Genomic DNA, 23,587 nt, shown 5'->3' with positions numbered 1-23,587 from the left:
GAAAACCCGAACCGGGAATGCAAGAATCGCGGTTCGAAGGCGTTAGAGAGGGCTGAACCCCGGAGTTTTTGACCCGGGACTGCAAAAATATCATAATTATGGTGGGCAGACGGAAGTACAAAGATTCGTTATACCCTATACTCTCACAGGTTCGTTGAAGACAGATCGAATTTGCGGACCGGCAGATCCTGAAGGAGGATGCATGCAGTTATCAGTTAGTGTGCGCATACAAGCACAAGCGGAAAAAGTCTGGGAAATCATTTCACACATAGAAAAAAAGCATGAGGTGATCTCTGCTGTGGAAGGTATAGAAGTATTGGAACAGGGTTCTCAAGACGGTGTGGGCCTGAAATGGAAAGAAACGCGAAAATTCAACGGTAAAACCGCAGAAGAAGTTATGTGGATTACCGATGCAAAAAAGCCGCTGTATATCAATACCAGAGCGGAAAGCAACGGCACCGTGTATGTGTCCCGCTGGACAATTCATGCCCACAAGGAGCACAGCGATCTTGGCATCGAATTCACAGCCACACCGGTGAATTTCATGTCCAAACTGATGAGTGCACTGCTTGGCGGCAAAATCCGGAAAGACACCTCAGCTGCATTCCGGAAGGATCTGCAGGATGTGAAGGCTGCTGCTGAAAACGCCTGAGCAAAGGATGCGTTATTTGGTTTCAACCCAGTAACTGGTGCTGTCAGTGAGTACATACTTGTTGGCCAGTTCGCTGTCGCCGTTGATAATGCCGGCCCTTCGGGTGTCCGGGATTATCAGCAGGTCGAAAATTTCATCCACCGAACTTTCATAGCGGATTTCGCCCACCTTGGCAGCGGTGGGCAGGTGGATAATATCCACTCCCGCACGGCTGTGCTCCCGGTCGATATCCAGCCGGGCGAATACCGAAGAGTTCTGCCGCAGCCGCGAGTAGGCTATGAACACAAAATCCCCGAATTTTGCCATTCCCCGTACAAAGCCTCCGATTTTTCTCACCACATCGTAGCTGCGGGTCTCCGGGTCTGCACAGATCAGTTCGCCGGTGGCCGATAGCAGCATATAGAGCTTTCCGTCCCACAGTCTGGGTGTGTGGGGCATCTGAAGATCTTCAAGCAGCACTTCCCCTGAATCAACATGAAACAGGACGCCCCCGCCGGGCAGGCCCTCCTTCCAGGAGCGTTTTGAATCGCCGGTATTGAAGGCGGTGGCAAAGGCCGGGCGGCCGTTTTCCATGGCCATGCCGTTGAGATGACAACGGTCCTCGGGAACGAGTCTGGAGATATTAGGAGGCGTCCAAAAGGGTGTGAACGAGTACTCGTCATCGATGGTGCAGATGCAGGAAAACTGGGTGTTCATGCCGTACAGCCCGTCTTCCCCCCATTCCAGGGCATGAAGGTTGATTTGTCCGGTGAAATAGATATTACGGGGCACAAAAAGAGTCTCGTACACTCCGGGCTGACGCGGGTACCCCGCCGCAAGACCCTGATCACTCTTCAGCACCACCACCCTGCCGCCCTCGGAGACCGCAAGATGATTGTCCTTCAGTCCCAGTGCCATGGCCCCGGTAAAATTCCTGGGGAGCTGAACCAACCGCTCATCGTTCAGTGCGGAGAGGAAAATTACCTTCCCCGCCTGATATGTGGAAATAACCAGGGTGCAGCCGGCCTGATTGAAAAACTCCGGAATATTGGGCGAGTAGCTGCAGGTGAATGGAGCGGGAGGCTGTGTTGTATACGCCATCAGAACTCGGTGTTTTCGAAGAATTGTATGTAGGCATCGTAATAGGGTGAATAATTCCGGTAAGTAACTGAAATTAGATCCCGGTCGCCATCGCCGTCAATATCGGCGGTTGCAGGTATTATCGGACCGGAGTAGGCCTGGGTTAAACCGAAACCGTTACTCACCGGAGGGGCGAACACCGGATTGGAAGGGTCGCCGGTATTTTCAAGGAAGTACAGGGTTCCTGCATTATTGCCGGCAAAAATATCAAAGTCTCCGTCCCGGTCAAGGTCGGCAAGCTGAACGACAACACCGGTACCCAGATCGATGGTGGCCATACTGGAGTCCAGCATATTCCCAGGAGTCACGTTACCAAAGTCATGGACTTCGGGAGTACCCTGGTTGATATGCAGCTGCAAATATCCGGTATCCAGCCCCAGGAGCAGATCCTGGTCACCGTCATTGTCCAGATCTGCCGCAGCTACGCTTTTTTCAGTCCCGGCACTGGGAGTAAAGTTGGTCAATGAGCTTCTTCCCGGAAAGAAATCTGGGGCGTCGGCGGTTCCGCCGTTGGTGGTGAGTAAGACGGTGGCATCTTCGCTGTGAAGCATATCCACATCGCCATCGCCGTCCATGTCTGCGAAGGTAAGTCCCGCAGTGTTCACCATGGGATTTGCGGTGGTGATATTGTACGGAGCGCTGTTTGCAAGTATGGGAGCGGCGAAATTCGGGGCTGCTGCAGTTCCGGTATTCTGATGAAAATAGAAATCATTACCGGAAATACTGCTGTAGTTTGTTGATTCGATGGAAAACATGTCCAGATCCCCGTCATTGTCGATATCTGTAAAGGTAAACGTGGGTTCTGTGGAGATGGCGGCCAGATCGCCGAATGTAGCGGCACCGTCGCTTCCGGTAAAAGCCGGTGCCAGATGCCGGAACTGTGCCGACTGAATGTTTGCTGCACCGTTTTCATCCTTCACAGTGAGGGTGACATCGAAAATGTCGTTTTCGCTGAGGTCCACGCTGCCTGCTGCGGTTGAAGAATTGTAGGTGGCTCCGCTGTTCTGACCGGTGAAATTCCAGCTGAACTCAAGGGCATCACCGTCTGGATCTGTGGCTGCTGATGCATCAAAAGAAAATATGCTTGATGTGATCTGGGATCTGTGGGCGAGTGTGGGAACATCCGGGGGATTGTTGTTTGAAACCCTGTCAGGGGACTGGCCGTGGTTGAGGTTTATGAGATCACAGCCCGTTGACGAAAGAAGCAGGGCGGTGGCCAGGAGCATGCCTTTGAGCTCCGGCATTTTCATGTGTCCCAGCAGTCCGTTGTAGAGCCCCTTTACCCGGTTGATCTGCTCTCTTCGCCGGGCGATACTGAGGCGGTAAAAACTTCCGTCCTCCATGCTGTGCATCAGCAGTGAAGACTGGTGCTTTAACTCTTCAATTTTATTCTGAAAATCCTTGGGGTAATTAATCTTCATTGTCATACTCCCTGGCCCGGTCTACCGGGGATGATAACTGCAGGGGCTGAACCGGGGTTGAGATATTGATTACGCTGGGGGCTGTGAGAGTGGGGGAGCTGAATCGGACATCCGCCGGGGTATCCGGGAAATCTTCCCCTTCTCCCACAACAAGGGCGAAGCCTCTTGAACCGCCGCTGTAGCTTTCATCACTGATGGTGTTCACCTGAACGTCATTTATATAGAACTCAAATGCCGATGCCGTCGGCCGCTGGACCCTCAATTCATTGGCTTCACCTGCACCGGTGTTCACTGCAGTGCTGTGGGTCCAGGGAATAATCTCTTCCGGGATCCCGTCGCCGTATTTCAGAAAGGCATATGCTCCGTCCATGCTGATTAGAAAGAGGTAAAAGTTCTCTTCACCCTGATCATCAAAATACATGCCGAACCCGGCGGAAATATCGCCGCTCATTTTCTTTGCGCTGATGGTATATGTGCTGAAGCTGTCGCTTCCCGCATCCGGATCGGGGCTGTATACCAGACGACCCTGAAGGATCTTTTTATTGGTGGAAAACTGAAGGAACTGTTCCTCGTCGAATTCCCATGAAATAGTTTTAAGACCGAAGATGCTGCACGATGTAATCAGGAGAACTGATACGAGGGAGAGTATGATGATTCTTTTGATCATATTCATCCGCCTCAGGATTAAGTATAGGCTGTACGGCTGGTGATATCAATTAGAGCACCCATCCGTTACGTCTTTTATCCCTAGAACTACTATATCGCAGGGAACGGATAAATCAATTGAGCTGAGGAAAATACGGCGGCATTCTTCCGGAAAACGCCTTCTTTACTTCCAGGTATCCGGGAGTTCCTCACGGCGGGCGTAGGGATATTCTGCGGTTTTGTTCAGTACATAATATCCGCTCACTCCGGAGATCCCGGCGGACCCGCTTTGTTCCAGATCCAAAGCCCCCTGCGAGCCGATCAGTTCATCGTCCGCAAGCAGGTGTATCACCTCGCCGATCACCAGTGTTGTGTCGTTCAGGCTGACGGGAATTGCCTGGCGGAATTCCAGGGCGATTTTGATACGGGATTCCTGAACCAGGGGGGCTGGGAATCCCTCAATATACTCCGGAGTAAAACCGCAATATGCGAACTCCGACTCCTCCCTGCCGAATTTTGCAGAAGTCCAGTGTCCCTGCCGGGACATGGTGGAGGGGAGATGGTTGATGCTGTAGACTCCGGTCTCCCGGAGGTTGATATAGCTGTGACGTCTGGTCTGTTGACTGGGCCGGACAAAGAATCCGATAAGCGGCGGATTGCTGCCGATGTGCACCACCGAACTGATGATGGCCAGATTCTCACGCCCATCCAGGGAGCGTGTACCCACCAGGTTGGCCGGCTTGATTCCGGTAACCGAGTTTATCAAATTCAGCCGGAATATCCGGTCCAGTCCATCTATTTCTTCCCGGTTGATGTGCATAGTATCTCCCTGAGTAAGCGTGCTGTCTGCCTGTCTATAGGGCCGAATTTCCAGCCCTGAATGGTGACCCGGGCAGGGTAGGGCTGGAGCTCGGCGGGAAGCCGGGGCTCGGGGCTATCATCACCGGTAACCAGGGGATTCCAGTGGAGGTAATCGCCATGGTTCTGCTTTTCGTGAATAATGGCAGTGTTTTCCCGGGCATGCTGAAATTCAGTGAAGGTATTTAACAGAGCCTGCCTGGGGTAGGGGAATTCGGCATAGCCCCGTTCTGCGGCCCTTTCAAACTCCCGCATTTCGCTCTTATTCAGGCGGTGGGGAACAGCTCTGGAACCCCGGCGGGAAACAGTTGCCTGCCCGCGGCTGAGTCGTAAAATGTCCTGCATCACTGTTGTTTTATGTGTTTTCGTTTTCTTCGACATGAATCGCTGCAATATTTGATCTGTTCCCACTGCCCTCTTGAATCCCATCTCTTTCTGTTTGAAAAAGGCCGACCGCATACCGGGCAGATCTTCTGCTGTTCACTGATCCGCATGCGGTAAATATCATCAAAACATGCCAGGGAGTCAATTGAGAATGCTCAGAACAACTGCATCGGCAACGACTGCCGGGAAAACGCGAATGCAGGGAGCCATCTCTGCCCGGGTTCAAGTCCGGGGCGTATATTACTGCGCATCATCGCCGGGAGATTCCGGTATGACAAGCTCATGGTTATGGAGAAGAATTTCGGTAATCTTCCAGCGTCCGCTTTCCAGAAGGCGCTGAACAGTTCCCCGGGAAATTTCCATGATCCGGGCTGCTTCAATCTGACTTTTCCCTTCGTGGTCGCAGAGCCTGACTGCTTCAAACTCGTCAAGATCAAGTGATATTCGTTCCAGCGAGTAGGATGGAACCCCCGACGGCTTAAAATTCCTCCCCCCTTCAAGGGAGCGGCAGTTCCTCCGCTTTCTTCTTCCCGGCACTCAGCCTTCCTTCAGTGCATGGATCAATTGTTCCATGCCCCATTCTTCGTATTCTTCTTTCATTCCCAGGGATGGAATGTGTCTCTGCAGTATAGAATCCACAATGCCTCTGTGAAAGGGGATTTTCATGGAAACCGGAATGTTTTGTTCTTCCGCAAACCGTTGGATCTGTTCTGCGAGGGGAGCATCCAGATCCCATTTGTTAATTACCAGGGTCATGGGCAGGGCGAAGCGGCTCACCACTTCCGCCAGGCGCTTCAGGTCGTGAAAACCCGAAGGGGAGGGCTCGGTAACCAGCACCACGTGATCGGTGCCGGTGATTGAGGAGATGGCAGGACAGCCGATTCCCGGGGGACCGTCCACGATAATCAGTCCGGCGTTTTGTGCGACGGCAAGCTCACGGGCGGATTTTCTCACCTCGCTCACCAGTTTGCCTGAAGCTTCCTCTCCGGGAATCAGCTTACCGTGAATCAGGGTACCGTAGGGGGTTTTGGAACGGTTCACCGTCCCCACCACAGCCGGTTTCAGATCCACTGCGTTGTGAGGACACACAAATGCACAGACCCCGCAGCCTTCACAGCTGTGCGGATCTACGTAATGGACTCCCTGAATATGATCAATGGCATCAAATCGGCAATGCTGCATGCACACTCCGCATTGGCTGCAGTGCTCAGGGTCAATGCGGGCTTTCTGCGCTCCCTGAAAATCCCGGCTTTCCTCAAGCTCCGGTGAAAGAAGAATATCAAAATCAGGTGCATCCACATCGCAGTCCGCCAGGACGGGCGAATCCAGCCATGGAAGAAGGGATGCGCTGAGGGATGTTTTCCCCGCTCCTCCTTTTCCGGAAAGGATGGTAATCTCCCGCAGCCTATGTTGTCCCATGTCTGTTCTCCTCAAGAATGGTTAAGAAGACCGCTTCACTGATCTTCTGCATATTTTCCCGGTGCCGGTGGAGCTCATCCACAAAGATTCCTCCCCTGCCGTTTACTCCTGCAATTTCCCAATCGAAGGGAATTCTGCCCAAAATTGCGGTGTTTTGATTGTTGCAGTGTTCTTCCACTTCTGTGTTTCCAAGGTCGGCACGGTTGATTACAACACCGTAGGGCATCCCCATTTCCCTGAGCATCTCCTCCACCATCCGTAAATCGCTGAGTCCGAACGGGGTGGGCTCGGTAACCACCACACAGTAATCGGCCCCTTTTATGGCTGCTACGGTTGAACATGATGTTCCCGGAGGTGCATCGATAATCACCAGCCCGGATTCTGCAGATTCTTTCCGCATGGTGTTGATGATATGCACCCCTGAATGTTCCCCGATTGCCAGTGTTCCGTACAGAAGCTGCAGATTATCCGCACTGCCCCCGGTGATGCTTCCCATGGGATGTTCCCGGTAGGATATGGCATGTGCGGGACATACAATTTCACAGCCTCCGCAGGAATGGCAGAGATCTTCCATGACAACCACATTCCCGCCTGAAATCAATAATGCATTGAATGCGCAGAAGGAGGCGCATGCTCCGCATCCAATGCAGGCTTGGGCGTCGAGAACCGGTACGCTTCGCGTCACAGTTCGGGTGAACTGGTTCTCCGGCTGCAGGAAGAGATGACAGTTGGGCTCTTCCACATCGCAGTCCAGCAGCCATGCATCGCCCAGAAGCCGTGCCCAGTTAACCGAAAAAGTTGTTTTCCCCGCCCCTCCTTTGCCGCTTAATACCGCCACCGTCATCAGCTTGATACCAGGCTGCCGCTGTGAAAGCGCTGGAGTGCATCGCTCACATTCCGGGAATCCCCCTGACTGTATACGGTTAATCCCAGCGCCCGTGCCGCATCTTCCGCCTTGGGACCAAGCCGTGGCCCGATAATCACATCGGCCCGATGATCGGCGAAGATCTGCACCGCAGCCATACCCGCGGATCCGGCGGCATGCTTGCCCGGGTTCTCCATGATTGAGAGCGTCCGGGAGGTATCCGAATCAATAAAAGTAAAATACGCCGCTCTGCCGAATCGAGTATCCAGCGGGGCGTCCGGATTTTCCGAGCTGAGGCAGAATCCAAGAATCATGTACGCCTCCAGTCATGGAAGCGGGAGCCGCGCCGATCAAAGCGCCGGCCTCTCCGGTTTTCGAACTTCCGGCCCATCCCCGAGGGTCCTCCTCTGCTCCGGCCGTATCCGGCCCTTCGTCCCAAACCTAGCCGTTCCTTTTCCTCATTCATACAACCGGGCTGTTCGTAGCCTGAGCACAGCCCAAGTCCTCTGCCGGTTCCCGGTCCTGCGTTTTCCGGACCTCTTCTGTTTCCGTTCATACAATCCTCCTGAACTGGACAATCAGCGTATGCCCCGGTGAGTCTTAAAGATTCCCCGGGTCCAGTGAAGCGTGCATATGCACGCCTAATGTATCTGTATTTTAGCGTGCATATGCACATAAGTCAATGGATGGTTCCGGCGAAATTGTAAATTGATGAGCCGACTGGGCTGGCTCTGATGATAGAATGAGCCGGCGGCCATGCACCGGGGCGGTTTTGCCTCACACCGGAAAATTCCGGTTCTCAGAAGGAGAATTTGAATGTATACTGGGACAACTTGATGGTTGATAAGTTGCATCAACCTATTGATTCGAAACGGGGATGCTTACCGTCTGTATGAAGTATCAGAACAAAAGAATACCAGAACAACAGAATACCAGAATACCAGAATACTAGAAGAAGGGGATCGTATGAGTACCATGTCAAATATCAACTCCGAAAAGCAGATTTCGGCATACCAGAGGCTGTGCAGGTATTGTTTTACCGACAGCATCGGATGGACTGACCATATTTTTCCCCTTCCGGGAAACGGATCTTACGGTCTTGCCTTTTTTGATGATGAGGGAAATGCCCGAAGCGGGATGGCGGATATCCGCTTTACCACCCGGTATTTCGGAGAGGACTGGAGTTCCGGCGGAATTTCTGCAGTGGCTTCCGACCCCGCCGACAGGAACTCGGGGCGTATCCGGGAAATTCTGAATGAGGTTCTCAGACGGGATTACCGGGAGGGGGTGGGAATATCCTATTTGTATCCTTTTTCCTACCGCTTTTACGGAAAATTCGGCTACGGAAGCCTGGGGGACTATAAACAGTACCGCTTTGCCCCGGAAGATATAAGAAGAATCCGGACCGGATTCAGCTTCGCGCCCATGGAATGGAAGGAAACCGAGTTCAATAAAATATGCGAGCTTCATAATCTGTGGATTCAGCAGTTTGATGCTTCCATTTACTGGCCCTACCGGAGTTTCCAGGAGGAACGGGAAAGCGCCCGGCGTTTTAATCATTATTACTATGTGATACGTGATACCTCGGGCGAACCCGCCGCATGGCTGCGCTTCAGCCAGGACGATGACTATCAAAACCCGGGCCTGTACGTGCACAAGGCGGTCTGGCGGCATGCACAGGGATTGGCGGCAATCTTTGAGTTTCTGGCCCGGCACCGGTCCCAAATCAGCAAAATCGAGTTGAACCTGCCCGGGTCGTTTCAGGTACGGCATTTTCTCAGTGAACCCCGGCCCGAGATTTCCTGCGTGAACGAATGGATGGCCCGCCCGGTGAATATCCCCAAGGTTTTCTCCGCCGCCGTGGCGCAGTTCGCCGCCTCTAAGGAAGGAGAGAACCGGACGCTTCCCGATGCGGGCTTTTACCTCACAGATCCTGCCATAGAAGAAAACAGCGGAATCTACCGCATCAGCGGCGGAAAGCCGGAGTTCACTCCCTCCGCCAGCCCTCCGGAAGGTCTGCCTGAAATAGATCTCTCCGTCTTCAGCTCCCTGCTGTTCGGGGGAATCTCTCTGGAACAGGCGGTGCTCACCGGACTGACCGATGAATCCGACCTCCCCGGAATGGAACAATTTTTCTCCGGACGGAACCCGATTTTTATCACAGACCGCTTCTGAAGAGTGAATTCTCCCGGGGAACAGGGTGGAAATAGCTGTGTTCCCGGCGGAATGTGTGAATATTAGTAAAGGACTCAAGAAAAAACTCGCAAAATTCCCCAAGCAACGATATGATTTTATGAGTGTCAGAAGCGCATGACCGGCCGGTTTTTTCATTCCGGACTGAACTCCGGTACGGTTGGCGCTGAGCGTGTTGGATGGACCGTGCATTGGAGGATTTGTGGCGAAACCGGTGAATTTCAGGGAGCAGTTGTATACACAGACCATGTCTCGGAAGGATCCCCTGTTTGACTCGGGGACTCCCGGCGGAAGAGTGCTGCTTCATGCCGCCGCAGATCATCAGTTTATGGCGGCGCTGCTGTATCTTATAGACGTGTATCCTGTGCTCAACGGGGAGCGCCAGGTTGAGGAGTACCGGGACGACTATTTTGCCGCTACATATGCTCCGCCCTGGTTTATGGAGCTTGACGGCTCCGGTCTGTCGGAATTGCTGGAGGATTTGTTCGCCTCATTTGTTTGCGGACGGGACCTGACTCAGGCCCTTGCCGCGGTTTCTTCCATGGCCGAACGGGGCTTCCTCTACACCCTGGATACCTTGGGAGAAGCCACCCTCAGTGAGGAAGAGGCGGAGATCTACCTGGCCAAACAGCTGGAAGCCGTGGAAGTTCTCAGCGGCGCTGGGCTGCCGGTGCACATAACCGTAAAACCCACAAGTCTCTACTCGCAAATCGGACCGTTGAACTATGAGCGGAGCGTGGATGTGCTAGTCTCCCGGCTTAAGCGGATCCTCACGGCGGTGAAGGATGCGGATGGGTTTCTTCATGTTGATATGGAACAGAGGGTGTACAAAAATATCACTCTTTCCGCCTTCAAGCGCTTGGTATCGGAAAGCTCATACCATCAGCTGGGGATCGCCGTCCAATCCTATTTGAAGGAAACCGGCGCAGATCTCAGGGATCTTACGGCCTTCGCCCGGCGGGGAAATTACCGGTTCACCGTCCGGCTGGTGAAGGGTGCCTATTATGAGTATGAACGGATTTTCGCCCAGGAGAACGGCTGGCCGTCACCGGTGTTTGAAGAAAAATATATGACTGACGCCGCATATGAGGAAAACCTTGCCCTCCTCTTTGAGAACTCCGACCTGATCCGGGTGGCTGCGGCCACCCACAATATGCGTACCGCGGCGGAAACCCGCCGCCTGGCGGAAGAAGCCGGTCTTTCCTCCCATGAGTATGAGATTCAGATGCTCAACGGCATGGCGTCGGGAATGGCAGAGGCTCTGACAGCCCTGGGTCAGACCGTACGGCTCTATGCCCCCTACGGCCCCATGGTCCCGGGAATGGCGTATCTGGTACGCCGCCTGGTTGAAAATACCGCCCGGGACGGAATGGTTCGCCTGCAGTTCATTCAGGCCGCATCTCGGGAAGATATTTTTGCTTCACCCACCGTAACCTCTTCCCCTGCTCCGTCCCGGGCGGACGGGGAGCATTTTTCCAATCATCCCCCCGGGGATTTCAGTCTGGAGGCGGTACGCAGATCGTTTTCTCATGCCCTGGATACCGCCCCAACGGTAATCACCGGCGTGAAAAAGCGCATCAGCAATATCAGCACAAACGAAATCAGCACACGTCTGAATGAGGCCGTGAATGCAATACAAAACGCCGCAGCTGCATGGAAGGCTGCCTCCAATGCTCCCCGCAGGGCGGAGATTCTGCGCCGCAGCGCCGGCATCATGTCCCGGAGGATATATGAACTCGCCGCCGTACAGGTGCTGGAAGTGGGGAAGCAGTGGGACCAGGCATATAATGATGTCTGTGAAGCCATCGATTTTCTTAATTATTATGCCGCTGAATCGGAAAAGCTCTTTTCCCCCCGTTCCCTGTCGAATATTGCCGGTGAACGGAACTCTTTGAGCTACCGGCCCCGGGGAATTGCGGGGGTAATCGCTCCATGGAATTTTCCCCTGGCCATCAGCACCGGCATGACCAGTGCCGCCCTGGTAACGGGAAACGGTGTGCTGTACAAACCCGCAGAGGAAAGCGCAGTCACCGGCAGGTTGATGTATGAGATTTTCATGGAAGCAGGGGTTCCCGCTGAAATACTCCATTTCTTCCCCGGCGAGGGGGAGGTGGTGGGGGCGGCCCTGGTTTCCCATCCCCGGATCAACTGCATTGCATTCACCGGTTCAAAGGAAGTGGGTCTGGGAATTATCGAGACCCTCTCCCGGCAGCAGCAGGGAAGTGCCTATGTTCGCTCATCGGTCACCGAGATGGGCGGGAAAAACGGAATTATTATTGACAGCGATGCGGATCTTGATGTGGCCGTTGAGGCCGTCCTCTACTCGGCATTCGGCTTTCAGGGACAGAAATGTTCCGCCGCTTCCCGGGCCATCGTGCATGAATCGCTGTACAATGAATTCCTGAACCGTCTCACTGCCGCGGCAGATTCCTTGATCATGGGAGATGCCGTAGATCCGGGAACCTTTCTCGGGCCGGCGGTGAGCCCCGAGGCTGAACGGAAGATCGCCGATTATATCGCAATAGGAAGGGAGGAAGGCCGGGAAATGCTGGTGAAGGACAATCTGGCCATATTTGCCGATATCCGTCCTGAACATCGGCTGGCACAGGAGGAAGTGTTCGGACCGGTTCTGGCGGTCATGAAAACCGAATCCATCCGGCAGGGAATTGAAATGGCCAATGCGGTTGATTTCGGTCTCACCGGAGGAATCGTCAGCCGAAACCGGGGGCATATAGATCTTGTACGGGAACATCTTGAAGCGGGAAATATCTATATAAACCGATCCATCACCGGAGCACTTGTGGGCCGCCAGCCCTTCGGCGGCTTCAAGCTTTCGGGGCAGGGCACAAAGGCCGGAGGTTCCCAGTACCTTCTGAACTTCGTGCATCCTGTGGCGGTGAGCGAAAATATGCTGCGCCGGGGCTTCTCTCCGGATTTTACAGGCTGATTCCCTGGGCAGCTTCCGGGCATACGGGAAAATTTTGTTGACAGCAGAAAAATGTCCGGCCGGAAGTTGTGGCTGCGGTGGCTGAAATTCTGGCGGGTGTGGCAATGGATTATCCCGGGTTGTCGGCAGCGGATCGCTGACTCACCCCGGCCGGCACAGCCGGTGAAACCCGGGGGTGCCCCGGCCCAATTCCATGCTGGATCGCAGGCGGACATCCCGGGCTGAAATGGGTTAGAGGTTCACGAAACCGAAGTCCACGTTGTCAGGTTCGGGGAATGCGCGATCGGCGCGCTTGAGCTTACGAATTTCATGCATCTGCTCATCCGAGAGTTCAAAATCGAAAACGTCAAAGTTCTCATCGATGCGCTGCGCATGCACCGACTTGGGGATCACAATAATCCCCCGCTGCAGCATCCAGCGAAGCGACACCTGGGGTACGGTCTTTCCGTGGGCATCTCCGATCTTTTTCAGCGTCTCATCATCCAGAATATCTCCGATATCATGGCTTTTGAACGGCGCATATGCCTCCAGCCGGATGCCTTTGTCGTCCAGGTACTCCTGCAGGCGGGTGTTCTGCAGATGCACATGGCATTCCATCTGGTTCACCGCAGGGGTGATCCGGGCGGTCTTCAGCAGGCTCTCAATGTGGTGGATATTGAAGTTGGAAATACCGATGGATCGGACCGTGCCGGCATCCACGGCGTCTTCCATGGCCTCATACACCGCCGCATTTCGCTCATAGGTCCAGGGCCAGTGCACCAGAACCAAATCAATATACTCCAGCCCCAGCTTCTTCAGGGACTCATTGATCATTTCAGCTGCATCTTTCTTGCTGTGTGCGGTGTTCCAGACTTTGGTGGTAACGAACAATTCCTCCCGGGGAACCGGGCTCTCGGCAATGGCCTTGCCAACCTCTTCCTCATTTCCGTAGGCAACAGCGGTATCGATATGGCGATACCCTGCTTCAATGGCGTGCAGGACGGCTTTGTACACTTCCTGATCCTTGGCCCGGAAGGTGCCCAGTCCAAGGGCAGGAATAGAATGTCCGCTGTTCAGTTCAATGTTCATGAGATACTCCTATGCATATTATTAGCTGAAATCTAAAGGTAAGACCTGAGCGTACAAAAGTGAAGTGCAGGGAAAAAGCCTGCGGGGAGGAAGGTCCGCACGCATGTACACGGCCGCCGTCTACTCAGTCCCCACCCCCATCAGCCAGGCAATAAACATATCGCTGCGGTAAACATTGGTGTGGATATAATGCTCGCCGGAATCATAGCGAACAAACTCTGCAGTACCCCCCGCTTTTTGAAATCGCTGGACAGTTTTCCGGGCCTTATCATAGGGTATGGAAGGATCTTTCAGGTCGTGCACCACCAGGGCCGGAATTTCCGCAATGCGGCGGTAGCGGGGGCGAATCGGAGGGGAGTACACGGCGGCGGAAATCGGTACAATCCCGGCAAACAGATCAGGTTGGGCCATGGCCATGGACCAGGTGCCCATTCCACCCATGCTGACGCCGGTAAGGTAGACCCGATCCCCATCGATAGATTCTTCTTCAATAAATTCCCGAATCAATGTGCCCAGCCTGCGGTGAAGAAAGGTCCAGTAGGTTCCCCGGGGGCAAAGGGGGGAAAGTGTGATGAACGGGAAGTCCTGATCCTCCAGGGCGATTTTTGCCAGACCCGGGCCTTCACCTGCCGGGTTGTCATATACCCTGTGCAAGCTATTGCCCCGCTCTTCCATGCTGTGGAGAAATACAACAAGGCCCGGAGTCCTGCCGCTTTCCGGCGGAAATGTTGCCAGGAAATTCAGATCGGCTTCACTGGAATAGCCGCTTTTTATGAAACTGCCGGGGATATCCAAGCCCGATATCAGACTGTCTGTATCGTGGGCCGGACCATTGGATGCGCAGCCGAAGAGAAGAGCAGTACAGCAGGTCATGATGAACGCAGTCATGCAGAGCGGGATGCTCGTTTTCCGAATATCTCTTATATCCATATGAATATAGTAGATCATTAATGAAGTGTCGGCTCGAATTTTTCCCGATATGTTGAAAGATTGAACCGCAGAAAAGATAAAATCGTCTTTTACATTCGCCGCCGAAATCTTCATGCCAAAATGCGATAAGCATGGCAGCTTTTACCCAACATGGGATGAAGACAAGACTGGGAGATACTCACAATCCTGCCTGTAATCCGTCGATCCATGGCTTCATCCAGGCACATTTTCGCTCCCACCACGGAGGCCGGTGCAAGGGTTTTTAGCTCCTTCCTGTAAAAACCACATACCTGTGAGAAAAATCAAGCCGCAATTCATGTATCTGCATTGGGTTTGGATTTTCAGAAGGTCCTAAGTCGCCATTTATGTTACTAAAGCCCTAAAAAGCAACAAAGTATTGACAGTGGAACAAAGTACCACTAATATGCGGCATTATGAAACATACTGAAAAATTGCCTGTAACGGTATTATCCGGTTTCCTGGGGGCGGGAAAAACTACCCTGCTCAATCATATCCTCACCAATCGCGAAGGATTAAAGGTAGCGGTGATTGTCAACGACATGTCCGACGTGAATATCGATGCCGCCCTGGTACGGGATGGCGGAGCCCGGCTCAGCCGAACCGATGAGCAGTTGGTGGAGATGTCCAACGGATGCATATGCTGTACCCTGCGTGACGATTTACTCAGAGAGGTGTATGATCTGGCCCGGGACGGTCGGTTTGATTATCTGCTCATCGAGAGCTCGGGGATCAGCGAACCTGTTCCGGTTGCTCAGACCTTCGAACTCGGGGAATATGAAGGTTCAGCGCTGGAAGATTTCACCAGGCTGGATACCATGGTGACCGTAGTGGATGCTTCCACCTGCCGGGGGATGCTGATATCTACAACAAGCCTGGCGGAAAAGAACATGGCGGTAAATGAGGAAGATGAGCGAAGTCTGTCCATGCTGCTCACCGATCAGATTGAGTTCGCCAACGTCATTCTTGTCAGTAAAACCGACCTGGTTGAACCTGAAGAACTGGCAAGACTCACCGCCCTGCTGGGCAAGATGAATCCCACGGCGAAAATCATTCCAATGCTCAACGGAAATATCGACCCCTACCTGATTATGAATACCGGACTGTACACCAGGGAGTGGGGAGAGTCCCTCGACGCATGGGAGGAAGAGCTGGCGAACGACCATGTGCCGGAGACTGAAGAATATGGAATCTCCAGTTGGGCGTTTAAACAGCGTCGTCCATTCGACCGCAAAAAATTTCAAAAGGTTGTATCCGCTGGCATCGAGGGGTTAATCCGAGCGAAGGGCTATTTCTGGTTTGAAGACGAGCCCGAGTCGGCATACTTCCTGAGTATTTCCGGAAAAAAAGGATTTTTTGAAGCAGCAGGATTCTGGTGGTCGGCAGTGGATCGGACCCAGTGGCCCAGGGATGAAGAACTTCGCAGCCAAATTCTTGAAGCTTTTGAGGAGCCATGGGGCGACAAGCGCCAGGAATTGGTTTTTATCGGTCAGGATGTCGATTTTACCCATCTGAATCAACAGTTGATGCAGGCTCTTGTATCAGTCGAAAATTGAACTATTATCCGGTGCAGCTTGTATGATGACAATGTCTGCACCGGACTGTTACACTCGTAATTATGGAATGGGAAAACACATATCAACAATGTCTTCGTCGGATCCTGGACCGGGGTGAGAGAATTACTCCTGCAAGGGATCAAATTCTGCGCATTATCTGCCAGTCTAAGCATCATTTGACGAGCAGGGAGATTCTTGAAAGGATCGAAACCACAGGGGCAAACGCCTCCAGAACCTCGGTGTTCCGTACGCTGGATTTTTTCACTAAAATGTCCATAATCCGTCCAACATATGTGGAATCCCAGACTCCAAGCTATGTTCTGATGCCCGCCGACGGTCATCATGCCCACATCATCTGTCCCAAATGTCACCGGGTCCAGGAGGTGGAAGAATGTGAGCTCCACGAAGTTCTTCCTCTCCTTGAGAAACGCTACGGGAGGAAGTTCAGCGGTCATCTGCTGGAATGTTACGGACTCTGTGACGAATGTTCCCAGTGAAATATCTTCCGGAGCTGTGCAGCCAGCCCGGATGAAGAGGGGGATCAGCAAACATGCATGAGGCCGTTGCTGTGAAGAAAAACCAGCAGATCCTCTACGTCATCGAATGACAATCCGGTTTGCTCAAGCAGGGTTTTCAGTGTATCAGATCCGTTTATCTTTGTAAGAAGCACATAGTACGGTTCCTCAAGTGCGAGGGTTACTATCTCCCCGGTTGCGGCAAATATCATGGCAAAAGAAGGTTCGGGATCGTATTCCCGCACAAAATCTTCCAGCGAAAACATGCCCGGTTCTGTGTACAAATTCACGTCATAGTTGAAGTCGGCAAGATACAGCTGGGAACTGCGTCTGAGAACTGCGCCCCGGCTGATCTGTGCCTCCGGATTTCCGGCATCTTCAGCCAGATCCGCTTCTTTCAGAGCCCTGGCATAGTAGTGGTGGTAACGGCATAGATCGGCGGCAACCTTGCCGTAACGCTTCTTCTTGTGTTTTCTGAAAGCCAGGCGCAGCACTTCAAGCTGCCAATGCATCAGTGGGTCAGGATGGAACCCGTCACCGGTCTGAATTGCAGCCCCGTTCTCTTCATGGATATCTGCTGCAAAACCCAGAAATTCCGAGGGGCGCATTTCCAGCGCATCGCAGACCGGCATGAACCATGCAACCGCAGCACCCTGATTGTAGAAACGGTTTGCGGCGGCGGCAAGCTCCTCTGCACGGCTCAACTCCTGCTCACTGAAATCGTCAGTTCCAAGCACCGCATAGGGTGGGGAAGGTTGTCGGATGAGCCCGAGGGAATCAGCCTTTTCATGCAGTTCTGTTCCGGGAAACACTGACAGCCGGAAAATATCCAGATGGTTGGGAAGGCATGATAGTGCAAAATCCAGGCTTCTTTGGAATCCCTGGAGAGTATCCGCCGGTAATCCGTAGATCAGATCCAGACCGAAGATCACTCCGTATTCATTTAAATGGCCGATTTTTTCCATAAACATATCGGGCCGGATTGATCGGTTCACATACCTAAGCACGTCGGAGTCTGCGCTTTGGAGACCGATTTGGAGGGAGCAGCGGATCTTGGAGAACGCTTCGGCCTGCTCCACATTAAGCAACTCGGCCCGCACCTCGAATGTGAAATGAATAGACGGAGCATGGACTGCGATGAGTCCGAGAATTTCAATGGCCCTGTCATGCCCGGTATTAAACGTGGGATCAAGAACAAAAATCTGCTCAACTCCCTGCCGCTCAAACAGTTTCAGTTCCGCCTCAATCCGCTCCATGCTGATATATCGCACACCTGCAATTCCCCGTGATTCGGCGCAGAACGCACAGTTATAAGGACAGCCCCGGGACAACTCCCAGAGCAAAACCCGTCGGGGCTCTCCGCCATTCTCGGTCATCCCGTTCCCCTCCAGATATGGTGATGGCAGTGTCCTGATATCATGGATATTTGATCTGGAAAGAAGCCGGGCTGGTTTTTCCTCCCGGTTTTTTGTATGCGGTGAGTGAAGGCTTTTGATGTAGTCCATGAGGATACGAAAAGGTAGTTCCCCCTCTCCGGGCAGGATGTAATCAATCACAGATTCCCGATCCAACGATTCCGGGTCCGCCGTCACCTCCGCCCCTCCTGTGTACAAAATGACGGACGGTGCACGGTTTTTGATAATCTCGGCTGTTTCCAGGCAAAAGCTGCGGTTCCAGATGTACATGGAGAACCCCACACTGCCGGGCTTGCGGGCAAGAATGGATGCTGCAGCCATTTCCGGCGAGTCAGATGTTGAAAAATCCGCCGTGAGAATGTCCAGCTCTGATGAAACCGGTGTGCTGCCATGAAGGTAATAGGTTTTCAGGGTTTCGGCTGCCAATGGCACAGCATGAATTGCGCCATCAATATGGCAGGAAACAAGTACAGTCGTATGTTGTGGAGGTGCACCTGGCATGGGTATATTCCTGGTAAGTTTTTAAATATGCACGGACACTATCGTATTAATGCCCTCAGTGTACAGTTCTCGGCAGGATGGATTGCTTCACTGCTGCTCGCCCAAGGGTCGTACCGCAAGCGCAAAGCGCTGAGGAACGATCCCGATACCATGCGTCCGGGGGGCTGGTCGGCACTCCGTGCCTGCTCGCCCATGCAACCGGGGGCTGGTCGGTCGCGCTGCGACCTGCTCGCCCATGCGTCCGGGGGCTGGTCGGTCGCGCTGCGACCTGCTCGCCCATGCGTCCGGGGGCTGGTCGGTCGCGCTGCGACCTGCTCGCCCATGCAACCGGGGGCTGGTCGGTCGCGCTGCGACCTGCTCGCCCATGCAACCGGGGGCTGGTCGGTCGCGCTGCGACCTGCTCGCCCATGCAACCGGGGGCTGGTCGGTCGCGCTGCGACCTGCTTGCCCATGCGTCCGGATGCTTGACTTAGTCCATGTGGTGGACTAATTTAACTATATGGAAAAGATAAACGTCCACCAGGCGAAGACTCATTTCTCGGCAATTCTTGAAAAGGCTCATAATGGTGAAGTTGTGATCATCGCTAAAGCAGGAAAACCGTATGCGCGCCTCATGCCGCTGGATACGCAGGCGGCGAGAACTGCTGGACGCTACCCTATGGAAATCCCCGACAGCTTTTTCGATGAACTTCCTGAATCGGAACTGGATGTCTGGGGATGAGTAGTTACCTTCTGGATACTCATTGCCTCCTGTGGTGGTGGTCGGCTGAAAACGAACTGAGTGATGCGGTCCGCTCCCTGATCGAAAACCCCATGAACACCATAATTGTGAGTGCTGCATCTGCCTGGGAGATTTCTACCAAAACACGAATTGGAAAGTTGCCACAGGGAGAACAAATAATCGCACAATGGCAGAAGCGAATAAACGAAGATCACTTCGACTACCTCGATATCAGCGCCGAGCATGCCCTGAAAGCGGGCATGCTCAACGGTGAGCATCGAGATCCTTTCGACCGGATGCTCAGCGCCCAATCATTAATTGAAGGTAATCCCCTCCTCAGCAAAGATACTAAACTGGATCAGTTCGGAATTTCACGGATCTGGTGAAGGGAAGGCGTCAGGTTTTCAATGGTAATCGAAGGATCACCGCAGATACTGCTCTGCGCCTGGCGAAGTATTTCGGGAACTCCGCTGATTTCTGGATTCAGGATGAATACGATCTGAGGCGGGAGCGGAAAAAGATTGCCGGTGAGCTTGAGAAGATACCGCAAGTAGTTGCATCGTGAATTTTCGGTTCGGTACATAAAAACCATATCCACATAATCAGATCTATCTTTCATGTTTATCTAAAGCATGTAATACTTGAATTATCTATGACATATGATGATCTACGCTATTATCACAAGAACAATGCAGCCTGGAAACTTCTTGCTGCAACTACCGCACCATTAATTCTAGGTTTTTTTCAGCGGATCATCGATAAATACTCCCGAAATCCTGTATCGCGTACAGATTATCTATATGAACTTGAGTCTTATTTAGGACTTTTGGAACGTGATTATCCTGAGGAGAGTTTCCAGACCCCGGAAAAATATCTCACACAATGGAGCAGCGGGGATAGGGGGTGGCTGGACAGTTTTTATCCTCGGGGGAAAGATGAGCCACACTACCGGATGACCGCAGGAATCGATTCTGCCCTCCAATTTCTGCAGGCCCAGCTGAATCCCAGCTATACGGCTACCGATACAAAGCTGGCCACCCTCTTGCGGGAACTTGAAAACCTTGTTACCCAAAGCGAAGAGGATCCGACACTCAGGCGAAAAGCGCTTCGCACACAGATAAAAGCTCTCCAGAATCAGATGAATGATATTGGAGAGAACCGTATGAAAATGATGGATGATCGGACTGTCCAGGATACTTATCGGCATATATCCAGCATCGCAAACTCATTGGTAACCGATATCCGCAGTGTGACCCGGGAGTTCGAGGAACTGAATAAGAGCATCCGTGAACAGGTTGCCCAGGCCGGTGAAAATCGGGCAGAAATTATCCGCGATATTCTCCAGTTCCGTGGAAGTATAGACAATTCACCTCAAGGCCAGTCGTTTCATGCATTTGGCCGTCTTCTGATGAATGCGAATCAGAATGCCAGTCTCCAGGAACATATTGGTAAAATTCATTCCTTAGCTGCCGTTCAGAAACTCGACACTTCGATTCTTGATAACTTTTATTTTGAACTTCTTGAAGCCAATGAAACTGCCCAGAAGACCCTTTCCTATGTGGCTCAGTCACTGAGACGCTTTCTTGAGGAACAGTCAACACGGGAATCGAGGAGAATGCATCAGCTTCTCAATGATATTGAACGACTGGCGATTACACTTGCGAAGCATCCCCCCCGGGAGTTTGTACTGGAGCTCGAGCATCGCAAACTCGATATTTCTGTGCCCTTCGATCGGCCGCTTTTTTCCCCGGCTGCGGAGTTAAAGGTTGAAGGTGTGACCGATACCGCAGTGGATTTACCCGATCTGGTGGATATTATTCCTGAAACACAGATGAATCTTGAATTACTTACACGACACATCGCTATCCAGCTCAGCAAGGAGTCACAGACAAGTTTGCAGAGACTGGTGGAAGCATATCCCGTTGCTGGGTTGGAAGAAATAGTCGGGTATTTTGCTCTTGTCGATTCGCAGTTTCAGGGAATTATTCTAACTGAAGACGGGGTCGATATAAGCTGGTATGACCAGGCGGGGAATCGGCGGGTTGCCCGGTCAGTCCCGAATATTATTTTTTATAAGCCTGAAGACGAGGAGACAGCACCTTGAGCATAATGGACGAAACAAATAGTGAACTGTCTGATGTCCTTATAACTCTGCTGAAGGGAACCTGGATATTGAGGCATGGTGACCAGAAGCAGCAGCGTCTGTGGGCTATCCTGAAGAAACGGCTGAAAGCGGTGAGCAATCATCTGGAGCTTCTTCGTCTCAAACTCATCGTCGATGAAGTTGAGGGGTTTGCCCATCTACGCGGGATGGATATTGAAGAAGGCGGTGAGGGACCCCGGCTTACGATGCGTACCCAGTTGCCGTACCGGGTAAGCTATCTGCTGGTTATGCTGCGGAAAATGCTGGATGAATACGATGCATCTGATGGATCACATCGCTGTGTGGTAAGTACTGAAGTGATTTTTGACCGTATCCGCCTTGCCAACAAGGACGGTACGAATAAAGCCCGCATGAAGGATGAGTTTAGTGCTGATCTGAAAAAAGTAAAGGATATGGGTTTTATCTCTCCCATTCCAGGGGATAAGGAGAGGGTCGAAATCAGTCGCGTAATCAAAGCCTATGTGGATGCTGCTTTGGTGAGCTCCATGGCCGAGCAGCTTGAAATATATGCAGAATATGCCAATAAACGGTATGGCGACAGCGAGGGAGCACCATCCGAATGAGCGATATGTTCGAGTTTTACAATGATGACAGCAGTGCGGGTTTTCGCCTGGACTATATGCAGATGTATAACTGGGGAACCTTCCATAATCATGTCGTTACCCTGCCCCTGAAAGGTAAAAGCGGTCTGATTACCGGCCCCAACGGATCAGGTAAATCAACCTTCATTGACGGCATCACAACCCTTCTGTACCCCGCTCACCGGGTGCGCTACAACCAGGCATCCGGAGGGTCCAAGGTGGAGCGGAAAATCCGCGACTATTTTTACGGTACATATAACACAGTGTATTCTGAAGATGAAACGTCGGTGAGGGATGTTTCTCTCCGCCCGGATGCAAAACATCTGAGTATTCTTCTCGCGCGTTTTTATAATGAAGGCACCGATCAAACAGTAACCCTCTGCCAGATTATGTATGCCCGTGATCGATCCTCACAGATTGAACGACTTTATGTTATTTCCCGTCATCCGCTGCGCATAGAGGAACATTTTGCACAAATACCAACAAAGCTTGCCGATATTCGCAAATATATCCAAACCCTTCCCGGAACTGAACTGCATCCGTCGTTCAGCGCATATGCCAAATCCTTTCAGCGCCTGTTTGCCATGAAAAGTGATCAGCCCCTTGAATTGTTTCATAAAACAATCAGTATGAAACAGGTAGACAATTACACTGACTTTATTCGTCAGCTTATGCTTGAGCCGAATGATCCCGCTGAGCAGCTTGATACGCTGATTTCTCATTTTGATAACCTCTCGAACGTTCATGACAGATTGGAAGAGCTGGAGAGACAGCGGGAAGATATGGACCGACTATTTGAGGATGTCCGAAAATGGGAAGGGCATAACGAAGATTATCAACGCTATGCAAAAAATGAAGAACTGATCTCACCCTTCGGAAAGTTTCTCCGTTATGATTTTGCTTCGGATGAGCAGGGTCGTCTCAGTGTTGAACTTGCTTCCAAAGAACAGGTGCTCACACGACTGACCGGTAAGCTGAGGGATGTTAACACGGATCTTGAAAGCACCCGTGGCGCAATTGCGCAGAACGGTGGGCAGCGACTGAATGAATTGAAGATCGAAATTGACGATATTTCAACTCGTCTTGAGGCTGTCAGACACCATGCTGATACGTACCGTCGTTTGATCCGGCAACTTGCCCTGCCGTTTCCCGAAGCCGAGGTTGACTTCGAACAAAACAAGCAGGACATCCGGGAAAAAGCTGATTCAATTGAGGAGCGAAAGAAGGATTTACAGGAACGTATTATCGAGCTTTCATCCTCTATCAAGGCACTGAAGGACGAACGTTCCGATATTGAGCAGGAAACGCTGAGCCTCCGCGGCCGGAAGAATAATATCGACCTCAAGACACTTGGAATACGGCAAAAAATGTGTGAAGAGCTGGATATCGCCGTTGAGGAGCTCCCGTTTATTGCCGAGCTTGTTGCAGTAAAAGAAGACCAGCGGTTGTGGGAAGGTGCAATAGAACGTCACCTTAATTCATTTGCCAGAACCCTTTTATTTCCATTGTCCCGGAAGGAGGAAATCGAAAAGTGGATCAACAATAATCATTTGCGAAGCCTTCTGGTGGCGGAGCCGGTGGATCTGGATGAGGAAATCTAGTTAAAAACCCGTGG

At 52.3% G+C, this 23,587-nt stretch carries 25 protein-coding genes; 11 read left to right on the top strand and 14 right to left on the bottom strand.

The window, feature by feature from the left end; all coding sequences use genetic code 11:
• Positions 1-202: 202 nt before the first annotated feature.
• Positions 203-652: an SRPBCC family protein gene (locus L21SP2_RS10940; RefSeq protein WP_024268572.1), complete on the top strand. Its 450-nt coding sequence runs from the start codon at positions 203-205 to the stop codon at positions 650-652.
• A 12-nt stretch (positions 653-664) separates the two neighbouring features.
• Here L21SP2_RS10940 and L21SP2_RS10935 read toward each other — a convergent pair whose 3' ends face one another.
• The 11 genes from L21SP2_RS10935 to L21SP2_RS10890 all read right to left on the bottom strand — a co-directional run bounded on the left by L21SP2_RS10935 (position 665) and on the right by L21SP2_RS10890 (position 7,919).
• On the bottom strand, positions 665-1,732 hold the full coding sequence (locus tag L21SP2_RS10935) for a TIGR03032 family protein (RefSeq protein WP_024268571.1): 1,068 nt from the start codon (positions 1,730-1,732) through the stop codon (positions 665-667).
• Positions 1,732-3,192 (bottom strand): FG-GAP-like repeat-containing protein, encoded by a 1,461-nt coding sequence (locus tag L21SP2_RS10930; RefSeq protein WP_024268570.1) that lies wholly within the window; start codon positions 3,190-3,192, stop codon positions 1,732-1,734. Before L21SP2_RS10930 ends, L21SP2_RS10935 begins: the two co-directional genes overlap by 1 nt.
• On the bottom strand, positions 3,182-3,859 hold the full coding sequence (locus L21SP2_RS10925) for a frataxin family protein (RefSeq protein WP_024268569.1): 678 nt from the start codon (positions 3,857-3,859) through the stop codon (positions 3,182-3,184). The genes L21SP2_RS10930 and L21SP2_RS10925 overlap by 11 nt, the downstream gene beginning before the upstream one ends.
• A gap of 162 nt (positions 3,860-4,021) precedes the next feature.
• Entirely contained in the window at positions 4,022-4,657 is a 636-nt protein-coding gene (locus L21SP2_RS10920; RefSeq protein ID WP_024268568.1) for a flavin reductase family protein, read from the bottom strand.
• Positions 4,633-5,076, bottom strand: coding sequence for a hypothetical protein (locus L21SP2_RS10915; protein ID WP_144082996.1), 444 nt, complete (start codon positions 5,074-5,076; stop codon positions 4,633-4,635). The genes L21SP2_RS10920 and L21SP2_RS10915 overlap by 25 nt, the downstream gene beginning before the upstream one ends.
• Positions 5,040-5,189, bottom strand: a complete 150-nt coding sequence (locus L21SP2_RS19275; protein WP_081719589.1) for a DUF2256 domain-containing protein — start codon at positions 5,187-5,189, stop codon at positions 5,040-5,042. The genes L21SP2_RS10915 and L21SP2_RS19275 overlap by 37 nt, the downstream gene beginning before the upstream one ends.
• A gap of 130 nt (positions 5,190-5,319) precedes the next feature.
• Positions 5,320-5,616: a DUF134 domain-containing protein gene (locus L21SP2_RS10910; RefSeq protein WP_024268566.1), complete on the bottom strand. Its 297-nt coding sequence runs from the start codon at positions 5,614-5,616 to the stop codon at positions 5,320-5,322.
• On the bottom strand, positions 5,617-6,498 hold the full coding sequence (locus tag L21SP2_RS10905) for an ATP-binding protein (protein WP_024268565.1): 882 nt from the start codon (positions 6,496-6,498) through the stop codon (positions 5,617-5,619).
• Positions 6,485-7,342 carry an ATP-binding protein gene (locus L21SP2_RS10900; protein WP_024268564.1) on the bottom strand — a complete coding sequence of 286 codons (858 nt, stop codon included), beginning with the start codon at positions 7,340-7,342 and terminating at the stop codon, positions 6,485-6,487. Before L21SP2_RS10900 ends, L21SP2_RS10905 begins: the two co-directional genes overlap by 14 nt.
• Positions 7,342-7,677, bottom strand: coding sequence for a NifB/NifX family molybdenum-iron cluster-binding protein (locus tag L21SP2_RS10895; RefSeq protein ID WP_024268563.1), 336 nt, complete (start codon positions 7,675-7,677; stop codon positions 7,342-7,344). The genes L21SP2_RS10900 and L21SP2_RS10895 overlap by 1 nt, the downstream gene beginning before the upstream one ends.
• Positions 7,674-7,919, bottom strand: coding sequence for a DUF5320 domain-containing protein (locus L21SP2_RS10890; protein WP_024268562.1), 246 nt, complete (start codon positions 7,917-7,919; stop codon positions 7,674-7,676). The genes L21SP2_RS10895 and L21SP2_RS10890 overlap by 4 nt, the downstream gene beginning before the upstream one ends.
• Positions 7,920-8,329: 410 nt before the next feature.
• Between L21SP2_RS10890 and L21SP2_RS10885 the strand changes: the two genes are divergently transcribed.
• A complete protein-coding gene (locus tag L21SP2_RS10885; RefSeq protein ID WP_024268561.1) occupies positions 8,330-9,538 on the top strand; it encodes a GNAT family N-acetyltransferase in 1,209 nt (402 codons plus the stop codon).
• A gap of 220 nt (positions 9,539-9,758) precedes the next feature.
• Complete coding sequence (locus L21SP2_RS10880; protein ID WP_024268559.1) at positions 9,759-12,503, top strand: bifunctional proline dehydrogenase/L-glutamate gamma-semialdehyde dehydrogenase; 2,745 nt, start codon at positions 9,759-9,761, stop codon at positions 12,501-12,503.
• Between the two features lie 231 nt (positions 12,504-12,734).
• Here L21SP2_RS10880 and L21SP2_RS10875 read toward each other — a convergent pair whose 3' ends face one another.
• Together L21SP2_RS10875 and L21SP2_RS17350 are read right to left on the bottom strand one after the other, a co-directional pair.
• On the bottom strand, positions 12,735-13,571 hold the full coding sequence (locus L21SP2_RS10875) for an aldo/keto reductase (protein ID WP_024268557.1): 837 nt from the start codon (positions 13,569-13,571) through the stop codon (positions 12,735-12,737).
• A 120-nt stretch (positions 13,572-13,691) separates the two neighbouring features.
• Entirely contained in the window at positions 13,692-14,459 is a 768-nt protein-coding gene (locus L21SP2_RS17350; protein ID WP_169730470.1) for a carboxylesterase family protein, read from the bottom strand.
• A 476-nt stretch (positions 14,460-14,935) separates the two neighbouring features.
• On the opposite strand from L21SP2_RS17350, the gene L21SP2_RS10865 reads away from it, so the two are divergent.
• Positions 14,936-16,075 carry a GTP-binding protein gene (locus tag L21SP2_RS10865; protein ID WP_024268553.1) on the top strand — a complete coding sequence of 380 codons (1,140 nt, stop codon included), beginning with the start codon at positions 14,936-14,938 and terminating at the stop codon, positions 16,073-16,075.
• 62 nt (positions 16,076-16,137) lie between these two features.
• Positions 16,138-16,572, top strand: coding sequence for a Fur family transcriptional regulator (locus L21SP2_RS10860; RefSeq protein ID WP_041401514.1), 435 nt, complete (start codon positions 16,138-16,140; stop codon positions 16,570-16,572).
• 44 nt (positions 16,573-16,616) lie between these two features.
• On the opposite strand, the gene L21SP2_RS10855 is transcribed toward L21SP2_RS10860, so the two are convergent.
• Entirely contained in the window at positions 16,617-18,431 is a 1,815-nt protein-coding gene (locus L21SP2_RS10855; RefSeq protein ID WP_024268551.1) for a B12-binding domain-containing radical SAM protein, read from the bottom strand.
• A gap of 574 nt (positions 18,432-19,005) precedes the next feature.
• On the opposite strand from L21SP2_RS10855, the gene L21SP2_RS10850 reads away from it, so the two are divergent.
• The 6 genes from L21SP2_RS10850 (at position 19,006) to L21SP2_RS10825 (ending at position 23,573) form a co-directional block, all read left to right on the top strand.
• Positions 19,006-19,227, top strand: coding sequence for a type II toxin-antitoxin system Phd/YefM family antitoxin (locus L21SP2_RS10850; protein WP_024268550.1), 222 nt, complete (start codon positions 19,006-19,008; stop codon positions 19,225-19,227).
• The gene (locus L21SP2_RS10845) at positions 19,224-19,613 is read left to right on the top strand and encodes a type II toxin-antitoxin system VapC family toxin (protein ID WP_024268549.1); all 390 of its coding nucleotides are present in this window, start codon (positions 19,224-19,226) and stop codon (positions 19,611-19,613) included. The genes L21SP2_RS10850 and L21SP2_RS10845 overlap by 4 nt, the downstream gene beginning before the upstream one ends.
• Positions 19,610-19,792 carry a helix-turn-helix transcriptional regulator gene (locus L21SP2_RS18695; RefSeq protein WP_024268548.1) on the top strand — a complete coding sequence of 61 codons (183 nt, stop codon included), beginning with the start codon at positions 19,610-19,612 and terminating at the stop codon, positions 19,790-19,792. Before L21SP2_RS10845 ends, L21SP2_RS18695 begins: the two co-directional genes overlap by 4 nt.
• A gap of 87 nt (positions 19,793-19,879) precedes the next feature.
• On the top strand, positions 19,880-21,331 hold the full coding sequence (locus tag L21SP2_RS10835; RefSeq protein WP_024268547.1) for a DUF3375 domain-containing protein: 1,452 nt from the start codon (positions 19,880-19,882) through the stop codon (positions 21,329-21,331).
• Between the two features lie 5 nt (positions 21,332-21,336).
• Positions 21,337-21,954 (top strand): DUF4194 domain-containing protein, encoded by a 618-nt coding sequence (locus tag L21SP2_RS10830; protein ID WP_244437974.1) that lies wholly within the window; start codon positions 21,337-21,339, stop codon positions 21,952-21,954.
• Positions 21,951-23,573: an ATP-binding protein gene (locus L21SP2_RS10825; protein WP_041401510.1), complete on the top strand. Its 1,623-nt coding sequence runs from the start codon at positions 21,951-21,953 to the stop codon at positions 23,571-23,573. Before L21SP2_RS10830 ends, L21SP2_RS10825 begins: the two co-directional genes overlap by 4 nt.
• Positions 23,574-23,587: the final 14 nt, after the last annotated feature.

It is taken from the genome of Salinispira pacifica, from assembly GCF_000507245.1.
In the GTDB taxonomy this organism is placed as follows: domain Bacteria; phylum Spirochaetota; class Spirochaetia; order DSM-27196; family Salinispiraceae; genus Salinispira; species Salinispira pacifica.
The sequence above is the reverse complement of the archived record's forward strand: the minus strand, read 5'-3'. Positions and strand labels throughout refer to the sequence as shown.

What these genes read in the sequence shown, in the direction of transcription:
- L21SP2_RS10940 (WP_024268572.1), top strand. Translation starts at nt 203, where the DNA reads ATGCAGTTATCAGTTAGTGTGCGCATACAAGCACAAGCGGAAAAAGTC.
- L21SP2_RS10935 (WP_024268571.1), bottom strand. Translation starts at nt 1,732, where the DNA reads ATGGCGTATACAACACAGCCTCCCGCTCCATTCACCTGCAGCTACTCG.
- L21SP2_RS10930 (WP_024268570.1), bottom strand. Translation starts at nt 3,192, where the DNA reads ATGAAGATTAATTACCCCAAGGATTTTCAGAATAAAATTGAAGAGTTA.
- L21SP2_RS10925 (WP_024268569.1), bottom strand. Translation starts at nt 3,859, where the DNA reads ATGATCAAAAGAATCATCATACTCTCCCTCGTATCAGTTCTCCTGATT.
- L21SP2_RS10920 (WP_024268568.1), bottom strand. Translation starts at nt 4,657, where the DNA reads ATGCACATCAACCGGGAAGAAATAGATGGACTGGACCGGATATTCCGG.
- L21SP2_RS10915 (WP_144082996.1), bottom strand. Translation starts at nt 5,076, where the DNA reads ATGTCGAAGAAAACGAAAACACATAAAACAACAGTGATGCAGGACATT.
- L21SP2_RS19275 (WP_081719589.1), bottom strand. Translation starts at nt 5,189, where the DNA reads ATGCGGATCAGTGAACAGCAGAAGATCTGCCCGGTATGCGGTCGGCCT.
- L21SP2_RS10905 (WP_024268565.1), bottom strand. Translation starts at nt 6,498, where the DNA reads ATGGGACAACATAGGCTGCGGGAGATTACCATCCTTTCCGGAAAAGGA.
- L21SP2_RS10900 (WP_024268564.1), bottom strand. Translation starts at nt 7,342, where the DNA reads ATGACGGTGGCGGTATTAAGCGGCAAAGGAGGGGCGGGGAAAACAACT.
- L21SP2_RS10895 (WP_024268563.1), bottom strand. Translation starts at nt 7,677, where the DNA reads ATGATTCTTGGATTCTGCCTCAGCTCGGAAAATCCGGACGCCCCGCTG.
- L21SP2_RS10890 (WP_024268562.1), bottom strand. Translation starts at nt 7,919, where the DNA reads ATGAACGGAAACAGAAGAGGTCCGGAAAACGCAGGACCGGGAACCGGC.
- L21SP2_RS10885 (WP_024268561.1), top strand. Translation starts at nt 8,330, where the DNA reads ATGAGTACCATGTCAAATATCAACTCCGAAAAGCAGATTTCGGCATAC.
- L21SP2_RS10875 (WP_024268557.1), bottom strand. Translation starts at nt 13,571, where the DNA reads ATGAACATTGAACTGAACAGCGGACATTCTATTCCTGCCCTTGGACTG.
- L21SP2_RS17350 (WP_169730470.1), bottom strand. Translation starts at nt 14,459, where the DNA reads ATGACTGCGTTCATCATGACCTGCTGTACTGCTCTTCTCTTCGGCTGC.
- L21SP2_RS10865 (WP_024268553.1), top strand. Translation starts at nt 14,936, where the DNA reads ATGAAACATACTGAAAAATTGCCTGTAACGGTATTATCCGGTTTCCTG.
- L21SP2_RS10860 (WP_041401514.1), top strand. Translation starts at nt 16,138, where the DNA reads ATGGAATGGGAAAACACATATCAACAATGTCTTCGTCGGATCCTGGAC.
- L21SP2_RS10850 (WP_024268550.1), top strand. Translation starts at nt 19,006, where the DNA reads ATGGAAAAGATAAACGTCCACCAGGCGAAGACTCATTTCTCGGCAATT.
- L21SP2_RS10845 (WP_024268549.1), top strand. Translation starts at nt 19,224, where the DNA reads ATGAGTAGTTACCTTCTGGATACTCATTGCCTCCTGTGGTGGTGGTCG.
- L21SP2_RS10835 (WP_024268547.1), top strand. Translation starts at nt 19,880, where the DNA reads ATGACATATGATGATCTACGCTATTATCACAAGAACAATGCAGCCTGG.
- L21SP2_RS10830 (WP_244437974.1), top strand. Translation starts at nt 21,337, where the DNA reads ATGGACGAAACAAATAGTGAACTGTCTGATGTCCTTATAACTCTGCTG.
- L21SP2_RS10825 (WP_041401510.1), top strand. Translation starts at nt 21,951, where the DNA reads ATGAGCGATATGTTCGAGTTTTACAATGATGACAGCAGTGCGGGTTTT.